Here is a 16,585-nt window from a genome sequence, read left to right on the forward strand (position 1 = left end):
AAGATTGCTGGAGGCGAAGCCTGGCCTAGCGCGTCTTTGGGCTGGGCGTCGGTAGCGGGCACTCGCTGCAGAGGCTTTCAGCCCAGACGAGAACAGCTTCGTGATCCACTACACGACCCGCGTCTACATCGGCCATTGCTTCGCGCGTAAGCCGCTTTTCTGTTCGATTGTGAGTCTTGCGGCCATCAAAGCCCCTCTTTCGCCGCCTCGACTAGGCGCGCGGCGTAGCGGGCCATGGTGTCGATCTCGAGGTTGACCTTGTCGCCGACCTTGCGCTCGCCCCAAGTGGTCACGGTCAGCGAATGGTGGATCAACAGCACATCGAAACGGGCGCCTTCGACCTTGTTGACGGTGAGCGAGGTGCCGTCGAGTGCGACGGAGCCTTTTGGGGCAATGAATTTTGCCAGTTCGCGCGGCGCCTCCAGCGTGAAGCGAACGGCATCGCCTTCATCCTTCCGCTCGACGATTTCGGCCATGCCATCGACATGGCCGGAGACGATGTGGCCGCCAAGTTCGTCGCCGATCTTCAGTGCCCGCTCGAGATTGACCTTGGTGCCTGATTTCCAGCCCGACGCCGTGGTCAGCCTGAGGGCCTCTTCCCAGGCTTCGACCTCCAACCAGCGTGCGTTGGACCCGCCATCTGGCAGCGCCGTCACCGTCAGGCAGACGCCGCCGCAGGAGATCGAGGCACCGATGGCGATCGTCGCGGGGTCATAGGCGGTGTCGATGCGCAGGCCGACGCCTTCGCTCAGCGGCTTGACGGCCGCGACGGTGCCGATATCGGTGACAATTCCAGTGAACATTTCAGATATCTCTCACCCATTCGGCATAGCTGTCTTCCCCGAAGCGTATCTCGCGCAACTTGCGGAAGCCTGCCGGGATATGGTTGGCGTCGATGGGCGACGCAATGCCGCCCTCGCCGATCGCTTCCGGTCCCTGGAACAGCACGATGCGGTCGACCAGTCCTTCGGCGAGGAAGGCGCTGGCTACCTTGGCGCCGCCTTCGACCAGAACGCTGGCCATGCCGAGCGCGCCGAGATCCTCGAGCAGCTCCGGCAAGGCAATGCCGCCTTCATGGGTTTCGGTGCCGATGAAGCGCACACCGGCACGCTCCAGCACCGACCGCCGCAGCGGGTCGGCCTCCAGGCTCGCGGCGATATAGAGCGGCACCCGGTCGATGCCGGAGACCAGCTTCGAGGCTTCGGGCAGCCTGATCTGGCGGTCGAGCACGATGCGCGCCGGCGAGCGGTTCTCCAGCCCCGGCAGCCTCACGGTGAGCGCGGGATCATCCTCCAGCGCCGTGCCGATGCCGACCAGTATGCCATCGGCTTCGGCGCGCATCAGATAGACTTCGCGGCGGGCGACATCGCCGGTGATCGCAACCTGGCCGGCGCCATACCTGCCGATCTTGCCGTCGCTGGAAAGCGCAAGCTTCAGAGTCACTTCCGGGCGCTTTTTCAGGGATCGAATCAAATAGCCGGCCATCTGCCCGGCGGCTTCCTCGACCAGCACCTTTTCGACCACTTCGATGCCGGCGGCGCGCAGGATGGCGTAGCCTTTGCCGGAGACGCGCGGATCGGGATCGCTGGCAGCGCCTACCACCCGCGCCACTCCGGCATTGACCAGCGCGTTGGCGCAAGGCGGCGTGCGGCCATGGTGGGCGCAGGGCTCCAGCGTGACATAGGCGGTGGCGCCGCGCGCCAACTCGCCGGCTTCAGTCAGCGCCTCGGTCTCGGCATGCGGCCGGCCGCCAACAGCCGTGACCCCTGTGCCGACGATCATCGGGCCGGCGCCATCGTCGCGAACGATTATGGTGCCGACGGAAGGGTTGGTCGAGGTGCGGCCGGCATTTCTGCGCGAGAGCCTCAGCGCCGCGGCCATGAAGCGGCGATCGAGGGCCTGCTGATCGGCCTTCCCTGACGTTTGGCTTGCCATGCTCAGCCGGCGTCCTCTTCGCTCTTCAGCTCGTCGCCTTTGAGTTCGTCACCTTTGAGCTCACCCAGCACGTCATGGAAGTCCTTGGCCTCACGGAAATTGCGATAGACCGAGGCGAAGCGGACATAGGCGACGTCGTCGAGCGACTTCAGCGCTTCCATGACGAGCCGGCCGACCTCGCCCGAGGCGATTTCAGTCTCGCCGGAGCTTTCGAGCTGGCGCACGATGCCGGTGACGGCGCGGTCGATGCGCTCGGGATCGACATTGCGCTTGCGCACCGCGATCTCCACCGAACGCAAGAGCTTGTCGCGGTCGAACGGCACCTTTCTGCCGGACTTCTTCAACACCACGAGGTCGCGCAACTGGACGCGCTCGAAAGTGGTGAAACGGCCACCGCAATCGGGACAGACGCGCCGCCGGCGGATCGCCGCGCCATCCTCGGCGGGGCGCGAATCCTTCACCTGCGTATCTTCGGACTGGCAATAGGGACAGCGCATGGAGAGCCTTCAGGTTGGCGATTCTGGCGGAACGATAGGCTTAGAGGTTTTTGCCGGGACGGCAAAGGTTCGGCAACGGCCGCTCGCGCCCTCAGAGATAGCGAGGCGGGAGGAAAATTGCCAGCCGCGCCAGATATGTCAGGGGGCGACGTCCTTGGTCGGGAAGCCGCAGGACGTTCCGAGGTTGCGGTAGGCCTTGGTGAAGCCATCCATCGGGATGCTGGCGACAGCCTGCTTGCCGAACGTCACATCGAGCGAGATGACCTGGCGCATGGCCCGCAACAAAGCGAGACTGGTCTTGACCTGGTTGTCGACGGTCCAGCTCGGGCGGCCGGCATCATTGGAATAGACGGTCGCGGAAACCTTGACGCCGGGGTCGCCAAAGGTCGTGGCGATCTTCTTGCCGGTCGGCAGCTCCTTGTTGGCGATGGTGAACATGATCGCCGGATAGGCATCGGGCGGCAGGGCGTCGCCAGTCGAGATCGAAAGCGTCAGCGTGCCGGCATTGCCGTTGCCGTCGACAAAGGCTGTCGAGGCCGCACAGGTCTTGTGCGAATCCTGGCCGGTGTCGAGCGCATCGATGATCGTGGTCCACCTGCCAAAGGTGCTGGTGGCCGGGATATCCGTGCCCGGCTGCGTCTGCTCCTCGGCGATCGCGCACGACACAGTGAAGGTGGCAAGCAAGCCGAGGAAGGCCAGAACGGCAGGATGGAACATGCGCATCGTCAGATCTCCACAGGCCGCGCCGCCCGGACAGCAAGCGGCGCAGAGCGCGGGATAAAAGACGATGCGCCGCTGGCGGTCAACCGAGATAGGGATAGAGCGGGAAACGATCGGTCAGCGCCACGACCTTTGCCTTCACCGCCGCTTCCACAGCCGCATTGCCTTCGTCGGAATTGGCGACCTTCAGCCCGTCCAGCACTTCGGCGATCAGCTTGCCGATCTCGCGGAACTCGGCCTGGCCGAAGCCGCGCGTGGTGCCGGCCGGCGTGCCCAGACGCACGCCAGAGGTGACGAAAGGCTTTTCCGGATCGAACGGGATGCCGTTCTTGTTGCAGGTGATGTTGGCGCGGCCGAGCGCTGCCTCGGCGCGCTTGCCGGTGGCGTTCTTGGGCCTGAGATCGACCAGCATCAGATGGTTGTCGGTGCCGCCGGAGACGATGTCGAGGCCGGTTTCCTTGAGGCTCGACGCCAGCGCCTTCGCGTTGGCGGCGACACTCTCGGCATAGAGCTTGAAGCTCGGCTTCAGCGCCTCGCCGAAGGCGACCGCCTTGGCGGCGATGACATGCATCAGCGGGCCGCCCTGCAGGCCGGGGAAAACCGCCGAGTTCATCTTCTTGGCGATGTCCTCGTCATTGCACAGGATCATGCCGCCGCGCGGGCCTCGCAACGATTTGTGCGTGGTCGTGGTCACGACATGGGCGTGCGGCAGCGGTGACGGATGCACGCCGCCGGCAACCAGGCCGGCGATATGGGCCATGTCGACCATCAGATAGGCGCCGACCGCATCGGCGATCTCGCGAAAGCGCTTCCAGTCCCAGATGCGCGAATAGGCGGTGCCGCCGGCCAGGATCAGCTTCGGCTTGGTCTCATGCGCGGTCTTTTCGATCGCGTCCATGTCGAGCAGATGGTCGTCCTTGCGCACGCCATAGGAAACGACCTTGAACCATTTGCCGCTCATATTGACGGGCGAGCCGTGCGTCAGGTGGCCGCCGGAGTTCAGGTCGAGGCCCATGAAGGTATCGCCCGGCTGCAGCAGCGCCAGGAAGACCGCCTGGTTCATCTGGCTGCCGGAATTCGGCTGGACATTGGCGAAGTTGCAGCCGAACAGCTTTTTGGCGCGCTCGATGGCGAGTTCCTCGGCGACGTCGACGAACTGGCAGCCGCCATAATAGCGCTTGCCCGGATAACCCTCGGCGTATTTGTTGGTCATGATCGAGCCCTGCGCCTCGAGCACGGCGCGCGAAACGATGTTTTCCGAGGCGATCAGCTCGATCTCGTGACGCTGGCGGCCAAGCTCGTTGCGGATCGAGCCGAAGATCTCCGGATCGGCATCTTCCAGCGTGGTTTCGAAGAAGGATTCGAATTTGTTCGACGCTGCCGCTGCAGTTGCCATGGCCTGAAATCCTTCGGTTCGGGGCATTTATCTATGCATATCGTTGTCCCGAACCGCTGCACGGTTCCGGGCGACATGCATTGCCGCGCCATTAACACAGTTGTTTTCGCCTCGCCACGTTTGCAGCGCGAAATTTGCTGGCCGGATTGCGCCAGAGCGGCCCTGAACCGCTATTTTCGCTCCTGCCGCCCCTGCAGCAAGGCTTCGGTGAGCGTGATCTCGGTAAACAGCGCCCGCGCCGTATGGTCGTTGATCGCGCCGCTGCTTAACATGTCGCGCACGGCGATGCGCTCGGCCTCGATGCCGGCAAGCCGCATTTCGAGCTCCAGCCGCCCGGCTTCGCGGGCCTCTGCCCGGGCGTCGTCGGCCTCGTCCGAAGTGGCGATCCGGCGCCGGTAGCCGGCGACGATGTTTTCGGCGGCGGCAAGCCTGGCGCCGGGCACCTCGCCCTGGTCGTCGTCGCTGGCGCCCGCCATGCTTTCGACGCGGGCGATGGCCGCCTTGGCGGCGCCGATGCGGGCGAGACGCTCCTCGATGGCGCTGCCATCCTCGCCCGGCCCGACCAGTCCGTGCGCTATCTTCGGCAGCGCCACGCTGGCGATGGCGAGCGAACAGATGATGACGCCGGCGGCGAGGAAGATCACCAGGTCGCGCGCCGGAAAAGACGAGCCGTCCGGCATGGCAACCGGCAGCGACAGGATGCCGGCCAGCGTGATCGCGCCGCGCACGCCCGCCACCGAGCCGGCAAGCCGCACACGCATGCCAAACGGCTCGGCCTTGCGCTTTCCCCATTTTGCCTTGAGGCCTGCCGCGATATCGCCGACCCAGATCCAGAGGAAGCGCAGCGCGATCAGGCACAGCGTCAGCGCTATCACCGTCGCGACCGGCTGGATGATCGGGTAATGGCCGGTCAGTTCGGGCGGCACGCGGCGAATGATTTCGGGAAGCTGCATGCCGAGCACGATGAACAGCGCGCCATTGTAGACGAAGGACAAGGTCGTCCACAGCGAGATCGTTTGCATGCGCGCCGAGACGCCGAGGAAGCGGAAGACGCCGGAGCCGCCGGTCAAAAGCCCGGCGGTGACCGCCGCCAGAATGCCTGAGGCATGCAGATGTTCGGCGACGAGATAGGCAATGAAGGGCAGCAGGACCATGACCAGAACCTGCGCCTCGGCCGGAACGCCGCCGATGCGATTCAGAAGCTGCAGCAGCCTGGCGGCGATGAACAACGCGGCGATGCCGGCCAGGATCCCGATGGCGACGGCATAGACGAAGGACAGCGATGCATCGGCGAAGGAAAAGCTGCCGGTCACGGCGGCGGCGACGGCGAAGCGGAACATGACCAGGCCCGAGGCGTCGTTGAGCAGCGCCTCGCCTTCCAGAATATGCATCAGCCGCGCCGGCACCAGGCTTCTGTCGACGATCGAGGACACCGCGACGGCGTCGGTCGGGGACAGCACGGCGGCGAGCGCGAAGGCGACGACCAGCGGGATGCTCGGCACCAACCAGTGCAAGGCATAACCGAAGCCGACAATGGTAAAGAAGACCAGCCCGATGGCCAGATCGAGGATCGGTCCGCGCAGCGCGATCAGCTCGCGTTTGGGCGCTCCATAGGCATCGCCGAACAAAAGCGGCGGGATGAACACCAGCAGGAAGAGTTCGGGGTCGATCTCGACATGGATGCCCTTCACCGGCCATGCGAGCGCGGCGCCGATGGCAATCTGCAGCACCGGCAGCGGCAGCCGAACCAACCGCACCAGTGCGCCGGAAAGAGCGACGAAGACCAGCACGGTGAGGATGAGGATTGCGACCTGCATGGCGCGATTCCGGCTGTTTTGAGGACCATGCGCAATTGCCGTTAGTCCGTCCAGATGGGCCTGCGGCCCAACGTCCGGCAGTGTTCATGGCCTGCATGGCTGGCGGCCACCAGTCTTCTTCTGTTGGGATGTCGAACGGAAAAGGCCGCCTCACGGCGGCCTTTTCATAAACAATTCAGGCACCTAGAGCGAAGAGGTGATCTGCAGTTCGCTGGCGCCATCGAGCGCGTAGACGTCGTCGCGGAACTGCACGACGCCCGGACCCGTCGACCAGGCCGACACATAGAGGAAGTGGACGGGAACCGGGTTGACGACCTGCACCGGCGTGTTCTCGCCGGTCTTGATGGTCGCCTCGAAATGCTGGCGATCCCAGCCGGGTGTGTCGCGCAGGATCCATGTGACGAGGTCGCGCACGTTCTGGACACGCACGCAGCCCGAGGAATCGAAGCGCATCATCTTGCCGAACAGGCTTTGCTGCGGCGTATCGTGCATGTAGACGCCGTCGGGGCTGGGGAAGTTGATCTTCACCGAGGCCATGGCGTTGCCGGAACCCGGATCCTGGCGGAAGCGGTATTTTGCGGCATCATCCGTCGACCAGTCGACAGTCATCGGATCGACTTCGCTGCCATCAGGCGCAAACAGCCGGATGTGGCTGTCCTTGAGATAGTCGGGGTTCTTCCGCATCAGCGGAATGATGTCCTTGCGCACGATCGAGACCGGCGCGTTCCAGTAAGGATTGACGATGATCTCGTTGATCTTGGAATTGACCACCGGGGTCTGGCGGTCGATCTTGCCGACGATTGCGGTGTGGCGCAGCACGACGCGATCGTTCTCGACCGCCTCGATCTGTGCCGCCGGGATATCGACCAGCACATAACGGCTGCCCAGCGTGCCGGCCTTTTCGCGCAGGCGCTCCAGGTTGGTCTGCAGCTGACCGAGGCGGATCTGCGCCGAAACGTTCATCGCGGCATAGGTGTATTTGCCCATGGCGCCGTCGGCCGGCAGGCCATGGCGCGCCTGGAAGCGCTTGACCGCGGCGTCGACGTAGGAATCGAACGACGTCGAAATGCCGGCGCTCTGCGCCAGGTCGCCCGAAACCATCAGCCGCTTGCGCAGCGGCACCACGTCCGGATCGTCGACGCCAAGCTGCAGCTTCTTGGTCGCCGGCACCTCGCCCCAGCCGCCCTGGGCGACGATGTTCTGATACTGCGCCACCGCCTGTTCGGTGAAGGCGACCGTCTGCAGGCTGAAGATCGGCAGCGTCGAGGCGACCTTGCCGCCCTCCGAGGCGCGGGCATCGAACTGGTCGTCCCAATTGCCACGGTTCGAAGACTTCAGGATATCGTCGATCACATCCTGCGCGCTGGCGGCATTGGCAACCATGGCAACGGCGAGCGCGGAAGCTCCGGAAAGGAAAAGGCGGCGGCTGGTTCTCATGGACGTTCCAGACATTCTTGTCGTGTTTGGCTTCTAGCGTTTGGCTGTTGCAGCGTTCGGCTACGTGCTCGATGTTGGGCGATATCGCCCGCACTCTAAAGTTGGCACTGTTAACAATTAGCCAACCATGACCTGCGTCACCTGGCCGTCAAAAGCGGACCGCGATGCGACCTTACAGGCGCGCGAACAGCTTTCGCCGCCGCATACCCACACCCCTCGCTTCCACCGCGAATATGGCGGCAACGTGGCTTTGCGCCGAATTGGAAGCGCAGGCGGCTCGAAAAAGAAAAGGCCGGTGCTTTTCGGCACCGGCCTGTTGGCTGAGACTTGCCTCCGGCCGCGCTTCTTCCGGCGCAGCTGCTATTCAATGGCCCGCTGATTACATCCTGTAGGCAATCGTGTCGTTCCAGAAGCGGTCGAGGCGCTGCAGCGCGCGGTTCATCTGCTTGAACTCTTCGCTGTTGATGCCGCCGACCTGTTCGATCGAGCCGACATGGCGCTCATAGAGACCGGCGACGACTTCCGCCACTTCATTGCCCTTCGGCGTCAGCGAAACGCGGACCGAACGGCGGTCGATGCGCGAGCGCTGGTGGTTGATGAAGCCGAGATCGACCAGCTTCTTCAGATTGTAGGAGACGTTCGAGCCGAGATAGTAGCCACGCGAGCGCAGCTCGCCGGCGGTCAGTTCGGAATTGCCGATATTGAACAGAAGCAGCGCCTGGATGGCATTGATGTCGGAACGGCCGTTGCGGTCGAACTCGTCCTTGATCACGTCAAGCAGACGGCGATGCAGACGCTCCACCAGCTGCAGCGATTCCATGTAAAGCGAACGGATAGCCTCGCGGCGATCGTCGGATACGTTGGCGGTCTTCGCCGCCGGACGCGAATTGATCATTGTCTTTGCCTCTCGTTTGTCGCCCTGGTGATTTTTTGTTTTTCACCTTGATTGCGACACTATCGAATACTCATAAAATTCGACTTAAACGCTAGGGCTAACAAGAGCTTACCGGTAATAGGTTTCGCAAGACGCTTAACGAACGGTCACCCGAGCAAGGATAATTAACCTAAAGATTTACCCAATGGCTGCGGGGCGGCGTTTCAGGCGCGCGCGGGGCGCTTGCGCATCCAGATAACGGCGCGGAAGGCGATGTAGAGCAGCGCCACCGCGGCATGCGAGAAGACGATCAGCGGCCGGTGGCCGTACAGATCGGGGAAGCCGGCATACATGATGGTCTCGGTCACCGCGCAGATGAACCAGATCACCGGGCCCCACGACGCCAGCATCCAGAGGCCGGCGGCGGCGAAGGGGAAGAACACGGCCAGCATCACCGCCACGACCTGCCAGTGCACCGGCATCAGGTCGAAGCGCCACAGCGGGCCGGGATAAAAGCCGATCAGCCGGATCCAGTACAGGATGCCGAACAGCAGGCAATAGCCCGCTATGACGCGCTGGAACCAGGCGAAGATGATCTCGACACCCGAGGGCTGCAGCACGATGCGCCGCGACGTGACCTCGCTCACAGTTCGAGCTCCCGTTCGAGCGGCGCGAAATAGGCGTCCACCGAAGCAGCGTCGACCTCGGCCAGGCTTGCCGGCCGCCACTGCGGCGTCGAACCCTTGTCGACGAGGACGGCGCGGATGCCTTCATAGAAGTCGTGCCCGGCCAGCATGCGGTTGAGGATGCGGAACTCCATCTTCATGCAGGCTTCCATCGACAGCGTCAGCCCGGCGCTGATCTGGCGCCACGCGACATTGAGGCTGGTCGGCGAGCGGGTGCGGATGGTGGCCAGCGTCTTGGCGGCAAACTCGTCGGCGCCTGCCGCCCGCTCCAGGCTCTCGAGGATTTCGGCGAGCGAGGGTTGGGAAAAATGCCGGGCAATGGCTTCCAGCACCGGCTGGCCGGTCTCCCGCCTGGCCGGCACGAAAAAGCCGCGCAGCACCGATTCCGGATCGCCATTGGCGCAGAGCCGATCGAGAAAGGCAGCCTGGTCGGCGGCCTTGATGGTGTGGGTGGCCAGGCCAGACCACAGCGCATCGCCATAGCGAATGCGGTTGCCGGTCAGCGCCAGATACATGCCGAAGCTGCCGCCAAGGTCGGGCAGAAGATGGCTGCCGCCGACATCGGGGAAGAAACCGATGCCGACTTCGGGCATGGCGAACTGGGCGTTCTCGGTCAGCACACGCTGCGAACCGTGGAAAGAGATGCCGACGCCGCCGCCCATAACGATCCCGTCGATCAGCGCGACATAGGGCTTTTTGTAACTGTTGATGCGGGCGTTGAGCCGGTATTCGTCGGCGAAGAACTCGACCGGCGGCTTTCCGGCGCGGGCCTCGTAGACGTGCATGATGTCGCCGCCGGCGCAAAACGCCCTGCCCTCGGCCTTGACGATGACGACATCGACGCCGGTATCGCGCTCAAAAGCGTCGAGCGCCTTGTCCAGCGCCTTGATCATGCGATGTGTCAGCGCATTGAGCGCCTGCGGCCGCGTCAGCGTGACGACGCCCGCCTTGCCCAACCGTTCGAAGCGGATCTCGTCGCCGCCGCCAAAAACCATCGTCAGAGAATCCCTCCCCGCGCCTGCGGGACTGAAGTGCTAAAGGTGGCGCATGGGTGCGTCAACCGGCGGGCGCGGTTTGGATTTTCGCAAGGGAACGCGACCGTGCTTTGCCCCCGACAGAAATGCGCGCAAAATTGCCGGGCAAAACAGCCTTTCTTCTGATGCAGGGACAAACGCATGACGCTTGAAACCGCAGCGCCGAGCCATGGCTGGGAGATGCCGAAAAAGTTCGACCCGGATGATGTTCTCAGCCGCCCGCTGATGGCCAATCTGGCGACCGTGACGCCTGACGGCGCGCCGCGCAACGCGCCGATGTGGTTCATCTGGGAGGACGCTGCGATCTGGCTGCTCGGCTCGACCGGGGCAAGTGCTGTCAAACACCTCGAACGTGACCCGCTGCGCCGTGGAGATCGTCCATTTCGACAATGAGGCCGGCATCCTGCTGCATCTCGGCCTGCGCGGCGTCGCCACCATCGAAGCGATGGCGCCGAACCGCTTCAAACGGCTGCTGCACAAATATCTCGGCCCGGAGGCGACCTGGAACCGCTGGTTCATCGACAATGTGGCCGACATCGACCATCCGGACGGGCGCCTGATCCGGCTCGCCCCGGAGAGCATCTTCACCAACAATGTGTCGTTCTTCAAAACCGGCCCCGAGCTGGCGTGGCCGCCGAAGCCGTAAGCAGCGCGTTATCGACTGGCACAATCGTGTCGCATTGGTCAGAGGCAAGGCCTCGTGGTAAAAGCCGCCTCGACCCGGAGTTTTTGCGATGAACAAATTCACCCCCGCGACGAGCAACAAATTCGCACCGGCAAAGCCCGCCGGTGCGCGCAGCGTCGACGAGATCACCGGCAGCCGCCGCTTGCGGCGCATGCGCAAGGCCGACTGGTCGCGCCGCCTGGTGCAGGAAAACCGGCTTACCGTGGACGATCTGATCTGGCCGATCTTCGTGATCGACGGCAAGAACACGCGCGAGCCGATCGCCGCCATGCCCGGCGTCTTCCGCCTGTCGCTGGACCTCGCCGTCAAGGAGGCCGAGCGGGCCGCTAAGCTCGGCATTCCGGCGATCGCCACCTTCCCCAATGTTGAACTCAGCCTGCGCGACCAGACGGGATCGCACATCCTCGACCCGGAAAACATCATCAACCGCGCCACCCGCGCCATCAAGGACGCGGTGCCGGAGATCGGCATCATCACCGATGCGGCGCTCGACCCGTTCACCTCGCACGGCCATGACGGCATCTTGCGCGACGGCATCATCGTCAATGACGAGACAGTGGAACAGGTGACCGCCGCGGCCGTCATCCAGGCAGCGGCCGGCGCCGACATCATCGCGCCGTCCGACATGATGGACGGCCGCATCGGCGCCATCCGCGACGCACTCGACGCCAATGGTTTTCAGGATGTGGCGATCATGTCCTATGCGACGAAATTCGCCTCCGCCTTCTACGGCCCCTACCGCGAGGCGGTCGGCACCGCCGGCCTGCTCAAGGGCGACAAGAAGACCTACTATCTCGACCACGCCAATTCCGACGAAGCGGTGCGCGAGGCCGAGCAGGATATCGCCGAGGGCGCCGACATGCTGATGGTCAAGCCCGGCCTGCCCTATCTCGACATCATCCGCCGGCTGAAGGACGAGTTCCAGATGCCGACCTTCGCCTACCAGGTGTCAGGCGAATATTCGATGATCAAGGCGGCGGCCGCCAATGGCTGGATCGACGGCGAAAAGGCAATGCTGGAGAGCCTGCTCGCCTTCAAGCGCGCCGGCTGCGACGGCATCCTGACTTACTTCGCGCCGGAAGTGGCGCAAATGCTGAAGGGTTAGCCGGAACCTGGATGCTCCGGGTTCCGGCTTTTCCTCACGCCTTTGGCAAATAAGGAATCGTTCCGGCGAGATCGGTATCGTCGATCAGTTGGAAGCGGCTGTCGCTGCCCTTCTGACGCTCCGCCACAAACGGAGCGTATTGCGGATCGTTGGTGAAGGCTTCGGCTGCCTTTGCCGACGGAAACGCCATGATGGCGATCAGGCTGGTGTCGAGCGGCTTGCCCTCCAGCGTCTTCACATTGCCGCTGCGGGCGAGATACTTGCCGCCATGCTTGTGGACGAGGTCATGCACCGAAGCGGCATAGGCGGGCACCCATTTGTCGTCCTTCACCTTGATGTCTGCGATCACGTAAGCGGTCATTGTCCAACTCCTCATGGATCGGCACCGGACTGCCCGGTGACGTGACCGCTGCCTCGCACGGCGGCGCCGGACCGCTCCAGTCACAGAACTGTACCGGGGGTGCCAGTACAGCTTCTGTACTGGCTGAACTCAGGTTTTCTGAATAAGGTCCGGCAACATCTTTTGGAGCTCACCACATGACACAAGCCGGTTACAAGCAATTCTGCCCGCTCTCCATGGCCGCCGAGCTGCTCTGCACACGCTGGACCATGGTGCTGCTGCGCGAACTGGTGGCGGGATCGACCCGCTTCAACGATTTGCGCCGCGGCGTGCCGAAAATGTCGCCAACCCTTCTGTCGCAACGGCTCAAGGACCTCGAGGCCGGCGGCATCGTCGAGCGGACCGAGATCGCGACCGAGAAGGGCGTGTTCGAATACCGGCTGACCGAGGCGGGCCGGGATTTGCGCCCGGTTGTCGAGGCGATGGGGTTTTGGGGCCAGAAATGGGTCGAGGCCAGGCTGTCGCTCAAAAACCTCGATCCGTCGCTGCTGATGTGGGACATGCGGCGCAATCTGAACCCCAGTCCGCTGCCGGACGGGCGCACCGTGATACAATTCCTGTACCATGACCTGCCGGCGTCAAAACGATCGTGGTGGCTGATCGTCGAAAAGCAGGGCGAGGTCGATCTTTGCTGGTACGATCCGGGCTTCGACGTCGATCTCTACGTCTCGACCGATCTGTGCACCATGACCTCGATCTGGATGGGGCTGACGACAGTTCACAAGGAACGCGACAAGATCAGCCTGACCGGCGATCTCGACGTCGCCGGCAAGATGCAGATCTGGCTTGGGCTCAGCCCGTTTGCGGTGATGCCGAAGCGCGTGGCGGCTTGAGTCCCTGCGCATTCCACAGATCGGTTTGCCTCTAAAAATACTAGTTGCAAAATGCAATCAGTTTGAATACTGATTGCAAATCACAACTGGTCACCAAAGGGAGTCTTCCATGTCCAAACTGCGCGTCAATGCCTTCACCTTGTCGCTCGACGGTTTCGGCGCCGGTCCTGACCAGGACCTGCAAAATCCGCTCGGCGTTGGTGGCGAAGATCTGCACAAATGGATGACCGGCACCCGCACCTTCCACGAGATGGTCGGCAAGGATGGCGGCAGCACCGATGTGGACGACCGGTTCACCGTCCGCAGCTTCGACAATGTCGGCGCCTGGATCCTCGGCCGCAACATGTTCGGCCCGATCCGCGGCGAATGGCCGGATGAGAACTGGAAGGGCTGGTGGGGCAACAACCCGCCCTATCACGTGCCGACCTTCGTGCTGACCCATCACAAGCGCGACCCCATTGTGATGGAAGGCGGCACCATTTTCCGCTTCGTTACCGGCGGCATCCACGCCGCGCTCGAACAAGCAAAGGCTGCGGCCGGCGGCAAGGATGTCCGCGTCGGCGGCGGCGTTTCCACCATCCGGCAATATCTGCAAGAGAAGCTCATCGACGAGTTGCATCTGGCTGTGTCGCCGGTGTTGCTCGGGAGGGGCGAGAGCCTGTTTGCCGGGCTGGATATGCTGAAGCTGGGTTACCAGTGCACCGAGCAGGTGGCCACGGCGCTCGCCACGCATGTGACGATCAAGCGGGTATAGTGGCGAAGTAACAGGCGCAGGCTTCTTTCTCCCCGTTTTGCGGGGAGAAATGCCCGGCAGGCAATGAGGGGCAGCGCTGCTTTTGGAGGTTAGCAGCGTCCGACGGCTGTGAATTCGTCGATGCCGGCGCTGCCCCTCATCCGCCCTTCAGGCACCTTCTCCCCGTGAAACGGGGAGAAGGAAAAGTGCTCAATACTTCTCCGGCACGTAAAGCTCGCGCGGCAGGACCTGGCGCTCGTACTCCGGGTTGAACACTCGCTCGGGCAGCGTGATTTCTTCGTGCGGCACGTCCTCATAGGGCAGCTGTTTGAGGAGATGGTCGATGCAGTTCAGCCGCGCCCGCTTCTTGTCGTTGCCTTCGACGATGTACCACGGTGCCTCTGGGATGTTGGTGCGGGCAAACGTCTCTTCCTTGGCCTTGGTGTACTGCTCCCAGCGCACGCGCGACTGCAGGTCCATCGGCGACAGCTTCCACTGCTTCATCGGATCGTGGATGCGCATCATGAAGCGCATCTGCTGTTCCTCGTCGGTGATCGAGAACCAGTATTTGACCAGCGTGACGCCGGAGCGGACCAGCATGCGTTCGAACTCCGGCACATCGCGGAAGAACTCTTCGACCTGATCGGGTTCGGCAAAGCCCATCACCCGCTCGACGCCGGAGCGGTTGTACCAGGAGCGGTCGAACAGCACGATCTCGCCGCCGGCCGGCAGATGCGGCACGTAGCGCTGGAAATACCATTGTGACTTTTCGCGCTCGGTCGGCGCCGGCAGCGCCACGACGCGGCAGATGCGCGGGTTGAGGCGCTGGGTGATGCGCTTGATGACGCCGCCCTTGCCGGCGGAATCACGGCCCTCGAAAACCACCACCAGCTTCTTCTTGTGGTAGGCAACCCAGGACTGCAGCTTGATCAGTTCCGACTGCAAGCCGATCAGGTCGCGGAAATACTGCATGCGATCGATCGACGGCGGATGCGCGTTCTTGTAGATCTTGGCGATCTCCAGCGACAGCGCCGGCTCCGAGATTTCCAGCTCATAGTCCTCATCGAGCGTGTCGGCGAGTTCGGCTTCCAGCCAATCCCTGGCCGCAGAATTCTGCTTTAGCTCATTCATTTCCACTGCTCCGCTTGCCGGCTGACATGAAACCCTGAGCCGACTTGATATAGGCCGGCAATGACGGTTTTATTGCAAGCCGCCGGCCAGCCGGTCATCACTGCAAACCAGCGAGCATTGCCGATCCATCGCCCTGGGATGGCGACAAGGCGCTCAAATTGTCCTACAAATGGCGGACCCGTTCGGGCTTCCCCGCCCTTTCCTGCTAAAACCACCTCCCCACCAAAACTACGAGGATCTGACATGGAATACCGCACGCTTGGCCGTTCCGGCTTGAAAGTTTCGGCGCTGACCTTGGGAACCATGACCTTCGGCGGCAGCGGGCCGTTCGCTGCCGTCGGCAATTCCGATCTCGCGGAGGCCTCGCGCATCATCGACACTTGCATCGATGCCGGCATCAATCTCATCGACACCGCCAATGTCTATTCCAACGGTCTGTCGGAAGAGATCATCGGCGAGGCGCTCGGCGGCAAGCGCAAGAACGACGTGCTGATCGCCTCCAAGGCGCGCATGCGGATCGGCAAGGGCCCCAATGACGAAGGCCTGTCGCGCCATCATCTGATCCGCGAATGCGAGAAGAGCCTGAAGCGCCTCAGGACCGATGTCATCGACATCTATTTCCTGCACGAATGGGACGGCGCGACACCGCTCGAGGAAACCATCTCCGCGCTCGACACGCTGGTTGCCCAGGGCAAAATCCGCTATGTCGGCTGCTCCAACTATTCCGGCTGGCAGGTCATGAAGGCGCTCGGCATCAGCGACAGCCAGCACCAGCCGCGTTTCGTCACCCAGCAGATCCACTACACGCTGGAAGCACGCGAGGCCGAGTATGAGCTCTTGCCGATCTCGGTCGACCAGGGCCTTGGCGTGCTGGTGTGGAGCCCGCTCGCCGGCGGCCTGCTGTCGGGCAAATACCGCCGCGACAGTCCGACGGCGCGCCAGATCGGCGGCTGGTCGGAACCGCCGATCCGCGACGAGGGCCGGCTGTGGCGGATCGTCGACGTGCTGGTCGACATCGGCGCCACTCGCGGCGTCTCGGCGGCCCAGGTGGCGCTGGCTTGGTTGCTTGGCCGGCCGGCCGTCAGTTCGCTGGTGATCGGCGCACGCAACGAGGCCCAGTTGAAAGACAATCTCGCCGCGGCAAGCCTGACGCTGTCCTTTGATGAATGCCAGCGTCTCGATGCCGTCAGCCGGCCGCCGGTGCTCTATCCCTACTGGCACCAGCAGTTTACGGCGAAGGACCGCTTCGGCCCGGCCGATCTGGTTATGGACCGCAGCGTCATCTGACTTAAGGGCGCCGGA

Annotated in this window: 19 protein-coding genes and 1 pseudogene; 7 read left to right on the forward strand and 13 right to left on the reverse strand. The window is 63.3% G+C overall.

The genetic code is table 11. From position 1 onward, the window contains the following. Positions 1-25: 25 nt before the first annotated feature. From NKI64_RS32230 to NKI64_RS28280, 8 genes and pseudogenes are all read right to left on the reverse strand, one after another. Positions 26-139: pseudogene (locus NKI64_RS32230) on the reverse strand (hypothetical protein); the annotation flags it as partial. Between the two features lie 46 nt (positions 140-185). Then, a complete protein-coding gene (locus tag NKI64_RS28250; RefSeq protein WP_352671448.1) occupies positions 186-803 on the reverse strand; it encodes a riboflavin synthase in 618 nt (205 codons plus the stop codon). Position 804: 1 nt separating this feature from the next. Then, the gene (gene ribD / locus NKI64_RS28255) at positions 805-1,935 is read right to left on the reverse strand and encodes a bifunctional diaminohydroxyphosphoribosylaminopyrimidine deaminase/5-amino-6-(5-phosphoribosylamino)uracil reductase RibD (protein ID WP_352671451.1); all 1,131 of its coding nucleotides are present in this window, start codon (positions 1,933-1,935) and stop codon (positions 805-807) included. 2 nt (positions 1,936-1,937) lie between these two features. After that, positions 1,938-2,432: a transcriptional regulator NrdR gene (gene nrdR, locus NKI64_RS28260; protein WP_352671453.1), complete on the reverse strand. Its 495-nt coding sequence runs from the start codon at positions 2,430-2,432 to the stop codon at positions 1,938-1,940. A gap of 138 nt (positions 2,433-2,570) precedes the next feature. Further along, a complete protein-coding gene (locus NKI64_RS28265) occupies positions 2,571-3,155 on the reverse strand; it encodes an invasion associated locus B family protein (RefSeq protein ID WP_352671456.1) in 585 nt (194 codons plus the stop codon). Positions 3,156-3,234: 79 nt separating this feature from the next. Further along, the gene (glyA, locus tag NKI64_RS28270; protein ID WP_023669349.1) at positions 3,235-4,548 is read right to left on the reverse strand and encodes a serine hydroxymethyltransferase; all 1,314 of its coding nucleotides are present in this window, start codon (positions 4,546-4,548) and stop codon (positions 3,235-3,237) included. Between the two features lie 170 nt (positions 4,549-4,718). Beyond that, complete coding sequence (locus NKI64_RS28275) at positions 4,719-6,365, reverse strand: Na+/H+ antiporter (protein ID WP_352671459.1); 1,647 nt, start codon at positions 6,363-6,365, stop codon at positions 4,719-4,721. A gap of 183 nt (positions 6,366-6,548) precedes the next feature. Next, a complete protein-coding gene (locus tag NKI64_RS28280; protein WP_352671462.1) occupies positions 6,549-7,802 on the reverse strand; it encodes a L,D-transpeptidase family protein in 1,254 nt (417 codons plus the stop codon). Between the two features lie 127 nt (positions 7,803-7,929). Here NKI64_RS28280 and NKI64_RS28285 point away from each other — a divergent pair, with 127 nt between their 5' ends. Further along, positions 7,930-8,181, forward strand: coding sequence for a hypothetical protein (locus NKI64_RS28285; protein WP_023821124.1), 252 nt, complete (start codon positions 7,930-7,932; stop codon positions 8,179-8,181). On the opposite strand, the gene ldtR is transcribed toward NKI64_RS28285, so the two are convergent. The 3 genes from ldtR to NKI64_RS28300 all read right to left on the reverse strand — a co-directional run bounded on the left by ldtR (position 8,182) and on the right by NKI64_RS28300 (position 10,357). Next, the gene (ldtR, locus tag NKI64_RS28290) at positions 8,182-8,697 is read right to left on the reverse strand and encodes a transcriptional regulator LdtR (protein WP_023672997.1); all 516 of its coding nucleotides are present in this window, start codon (positions 8,695-8,697) and stop codon (positions 8,182-8,184) included. 203 nt (positions 8,698-8,900) lie between these two features. Beyond that, on the reverse strand, positions 8,901-9,323 hold the full coding sequence (locus NKI64_RS28295) for a DUF6163 family protein (RefSeq protein WP_023736468.1): 423 nt from the start codon (positions 9,321-9,323) through the stop codon (positions 8,901-8,903). Next, positions 9,320-10,357 carry an enoyl-CoA hydratase/isomerase family protein gene (locus NKI64_RS28300; protein WP_023697452.1) on the reverse strand — a complete coding sequence of 346 codons (1,038 nt, stop codon included), beginning with the start codon at positions 10,355-10,357 and terminating at the stop codon, positions 9,320-9,322. Before NKI64_RS28300 ends, NKI64_RS28295 begins: the two co-directional genes overlap by 4 nt. 180 nt (positions 10,358-10,537) lie before the next feature. Between NKI64_RS28300 and NKI64_RS28305 the strand changes: the two genes are divergently transcribed. From NKI64_RS28305 to hemB, 3 genes are all read left to right on the forward strand, one after another. After that, positions 10,538-10,789: a pyridoxamine 5'-phosphate oxidase family protein gene (locus NKI64_RS28305; protein ID WP_245260289.1), complete on the forward strand. Its 252-nt coding sequence runs from the start codon at positions 10,538-10,540 to the stop codon at positions 10,787-10,789. Next, positions 10,749-11,042 (forward strand): hypothetical protein, encoded by a 294-nt coding sequence (locus NKI64_RS28310; RefSeq protein ID WP_245260449.1) that lies wholly within the window; start codon positions 10,749-10,751, stop codon positions 11,040-11,042. The genes NKI64_RS28305 and NKI64_RS28310 overlap by 41 nt, the downstream gene beginning before the upstream one ends. Positions 11,043-11,130: 88 nt before the next feature. After that, on the forward strand, positions 11,131-12,186 hold the full coding sequence (gene hemB, locus NKI64_RS28315; protein WP_023697453.1) for a porphobilinogen synthase: 1,056 nt from the start codon (positions 11,131-11,133) through the stop codon (positions 12,184-12,186). Between the two features lie 34 nt (positions 12,187-12,220). On the opposite strand, the gene NKI64_RS28320 is transcribed toward hemB, so the two are convergent. Beyond that, the gene (locus NKI64_RS28320; protein ID WP_023693250.1) at positions 12,221-12,547 is read right to left on the reverse strand and encodes a DUF1330 domain-containing protein; all 327 of its coding nucleotides are present in this window, start codon (positions 12,545-12,547) and stop codon (positions 12,221-12,223) included. Between the two features lie 176 nt (positions 12,548-12,723). Here NKI64_RS28320 and NKI64_RS28325 point away from each other — a divergent pair, with 176 nt between their 5' ends. Beyond that, entirely contained in the window at positions 12,724-13,419 is a 696-nt protein-coding gene (locus NKI64_RS28325) for a winged helix-turn-helix transcriptional regulator (protein ID WP_023682403.1), read from the forward strand. A gap of 109 nt (positions 13,420-13,528) precedes the next feature. Next, complete coding sequence (locus NKI64_RS28330; protein WP_352597469.1) at positions 13,529-14,173, forward strand: dihydrofolate reductase family protein; 645 nt, start codon at positions 13,529-13,531, stop codon at positions 14,171-14,173. A 189-nt stretch (positions 14,174-14,362) separates the two neighbouring features. On the opposite strand, the gene ppk2 is transcribed toward NKI64_RS28330, so the two are convergent. Then, positions 14,363-15,283 carry a polyphosphate kinase 2 gene (gene ppk2 / locus NKI64_RS28335; RefSeq protein ID WP_023689516.1) on the reverse strand — a complete coding sequence of 307 codons (921 nt, stop codon included), beginning with the start codon at positions 15,281-15,283 and terminating at the stop codon, positions 14,363-14,365. Between the two features lie 243 nt (positions 15,284-15,526). Here ppk2 and NKI64_RS28340 point away from each other — a divergent pair, with 243 nt between their 5' ends. Next, complete coding sequence (locus tag NKI64_RS28340; RefSeq protein WP_352671470.1) at positions 15,527-16,570, forward strand: aldo/keto reductase; 1,044 nt, start codon at positions 15,527-15,529, stop codon at positions 16,568-16,570. Positions 16,571-16,585 lie beyond the last annotated feature (15 nt).

Origin of the sequence: Mesorhizobium sp. M0478, from assembly GCF_040321305.1 — a bacterium.
In the GTDB taxonomy this organism is placed as follows: domain Bacteria; phylum Pseudomonadota; class Alphaproteobacteria; order Rhizobiales; family Rhizobiaceae; genus Mesorhizobium.

Excerpts from the sequence above, each read along its gene's own strand:
- NKI64_RS28250 (WP_352671448.1), bottom strand. The coding sequence starts at position 803 with ATGTTCACTGGAATTGTCACCGATATCGGCACCGTCGCGGCCGTCAAG.
- ribD (WP_352671451.1), bottom strand. The coding sequence starts at position 1,935 with ATGGCAAGCCAAACGTCAGGGAAGGCCGATCAGCAGGCCCTCGATCGC.
- nrdR (WP_352671453.1), bottom strand. The coding sequence starts at position 2,432 with ATGCGCTGTCCCTATTGCCAGTCCGAAGATACGCAGGTGAAGGATTCG.
- NKI64_RS28265 (WP_352671456.1), bottom strand. The coding sequence starts at position 3,155 with ATGCGCATGTTCCATCCTGCCGTTCTGGCCTTCCTCGGCTTGCTTGCC.
- glyA (WP_023669349.1), bottom strand. The coding sequence starts at position 4,548 with ATGGCAACTGCAGCGGCAGCGTCGAACAAATTCGAATCCTTCTTCGAA.
- NKI64_RS28275 (WP_352671459.1), bottom strand. The coding sequence starts at position 6,365 with ATGCAGGTCGCAATCCTCATCCTCACCGTGCTGGTCTTCGTCGCTCTT.
- NKI64_RS28280 (WP_352671462.1), bottom strand. The coding sequence starts at position 7,802 with ATGAGAACCAGCCGCCGCCTTTTCCTTTCCGGAGCTTCCGCGCTCGCC.
- NKI64_RS28285 (WP_023821124.1), top strand. The coding sequence starts at position 7,930 with ATGACCTGCGTCACCTGGCCGTCAAAAGCGGACCGCGATGCGACCTTA.
- ldtR (WP_023672997.1), bottom strand. The coding sequence starts at position 8,697 with ATGATCAATTCGCGTCCGGCGGCGAAGACCGCCAACGTATCCGACGAT.
- NKI64_RS28300 (WP_023697452.1), bottom strand. The coding sequence starts at position 10,357 with ATGGTTTTTGGCGGCGGCGACGAGATCCGCTTCGAACGGTTGGGCAAG.
- NKI64_RS28305 (WP_245260289.1), top strand. The coding sequence starts at position 10,538 with ATGACGCTTGAAACCGCAGCGCCGAGCCATGGCTGGGAGATGCCGAAA.
- hemB (WP_023697453.1), top strand. The coding sequence starts at position 11,131 with ATGAACAAATTCACCCCCGCGACGAGCAACAAATTCGCACCGGCAAAG.
- NKI64_RS28320 (WP_023693250.1), bottom strand. The coding sequence starts at position 12,547 with ATGACCGCTTACGTGATCGCAGACATCAAGGTGAAGGACGACAAATGG.
- NKI64_RS28325 (WP_023682403.1), top strand. The coding sequence starts at position 12,724 with ATGACACAAGCCGGTTACAAGCAATTCTGCCCGCTCTCCATGGCCGCC.
- NKI64_RS28330 (WP_352597469.1), top strand. The coding sequence starts at position 13,529 with ATGTCCAAACTGCGCGTCAATGCCTTCACCTTGTCGCTCGACGGTTTC.
- ppk2 (WP_023689516.1), bottom strand. The coding sequence starts at position 15,283 with ATGAATGAGCTAAAGCAGAATTCTGCGGCCAGGGATTGGCTGGAAGCC.
- NKI64_RS28340 (WP_352671470.1), top strand. The coding sequence starts at position 15,527 with ATGGAATACCGCACGCTTGGCCGTTCCGGCTTGAAAGTTTCGGCGCTG.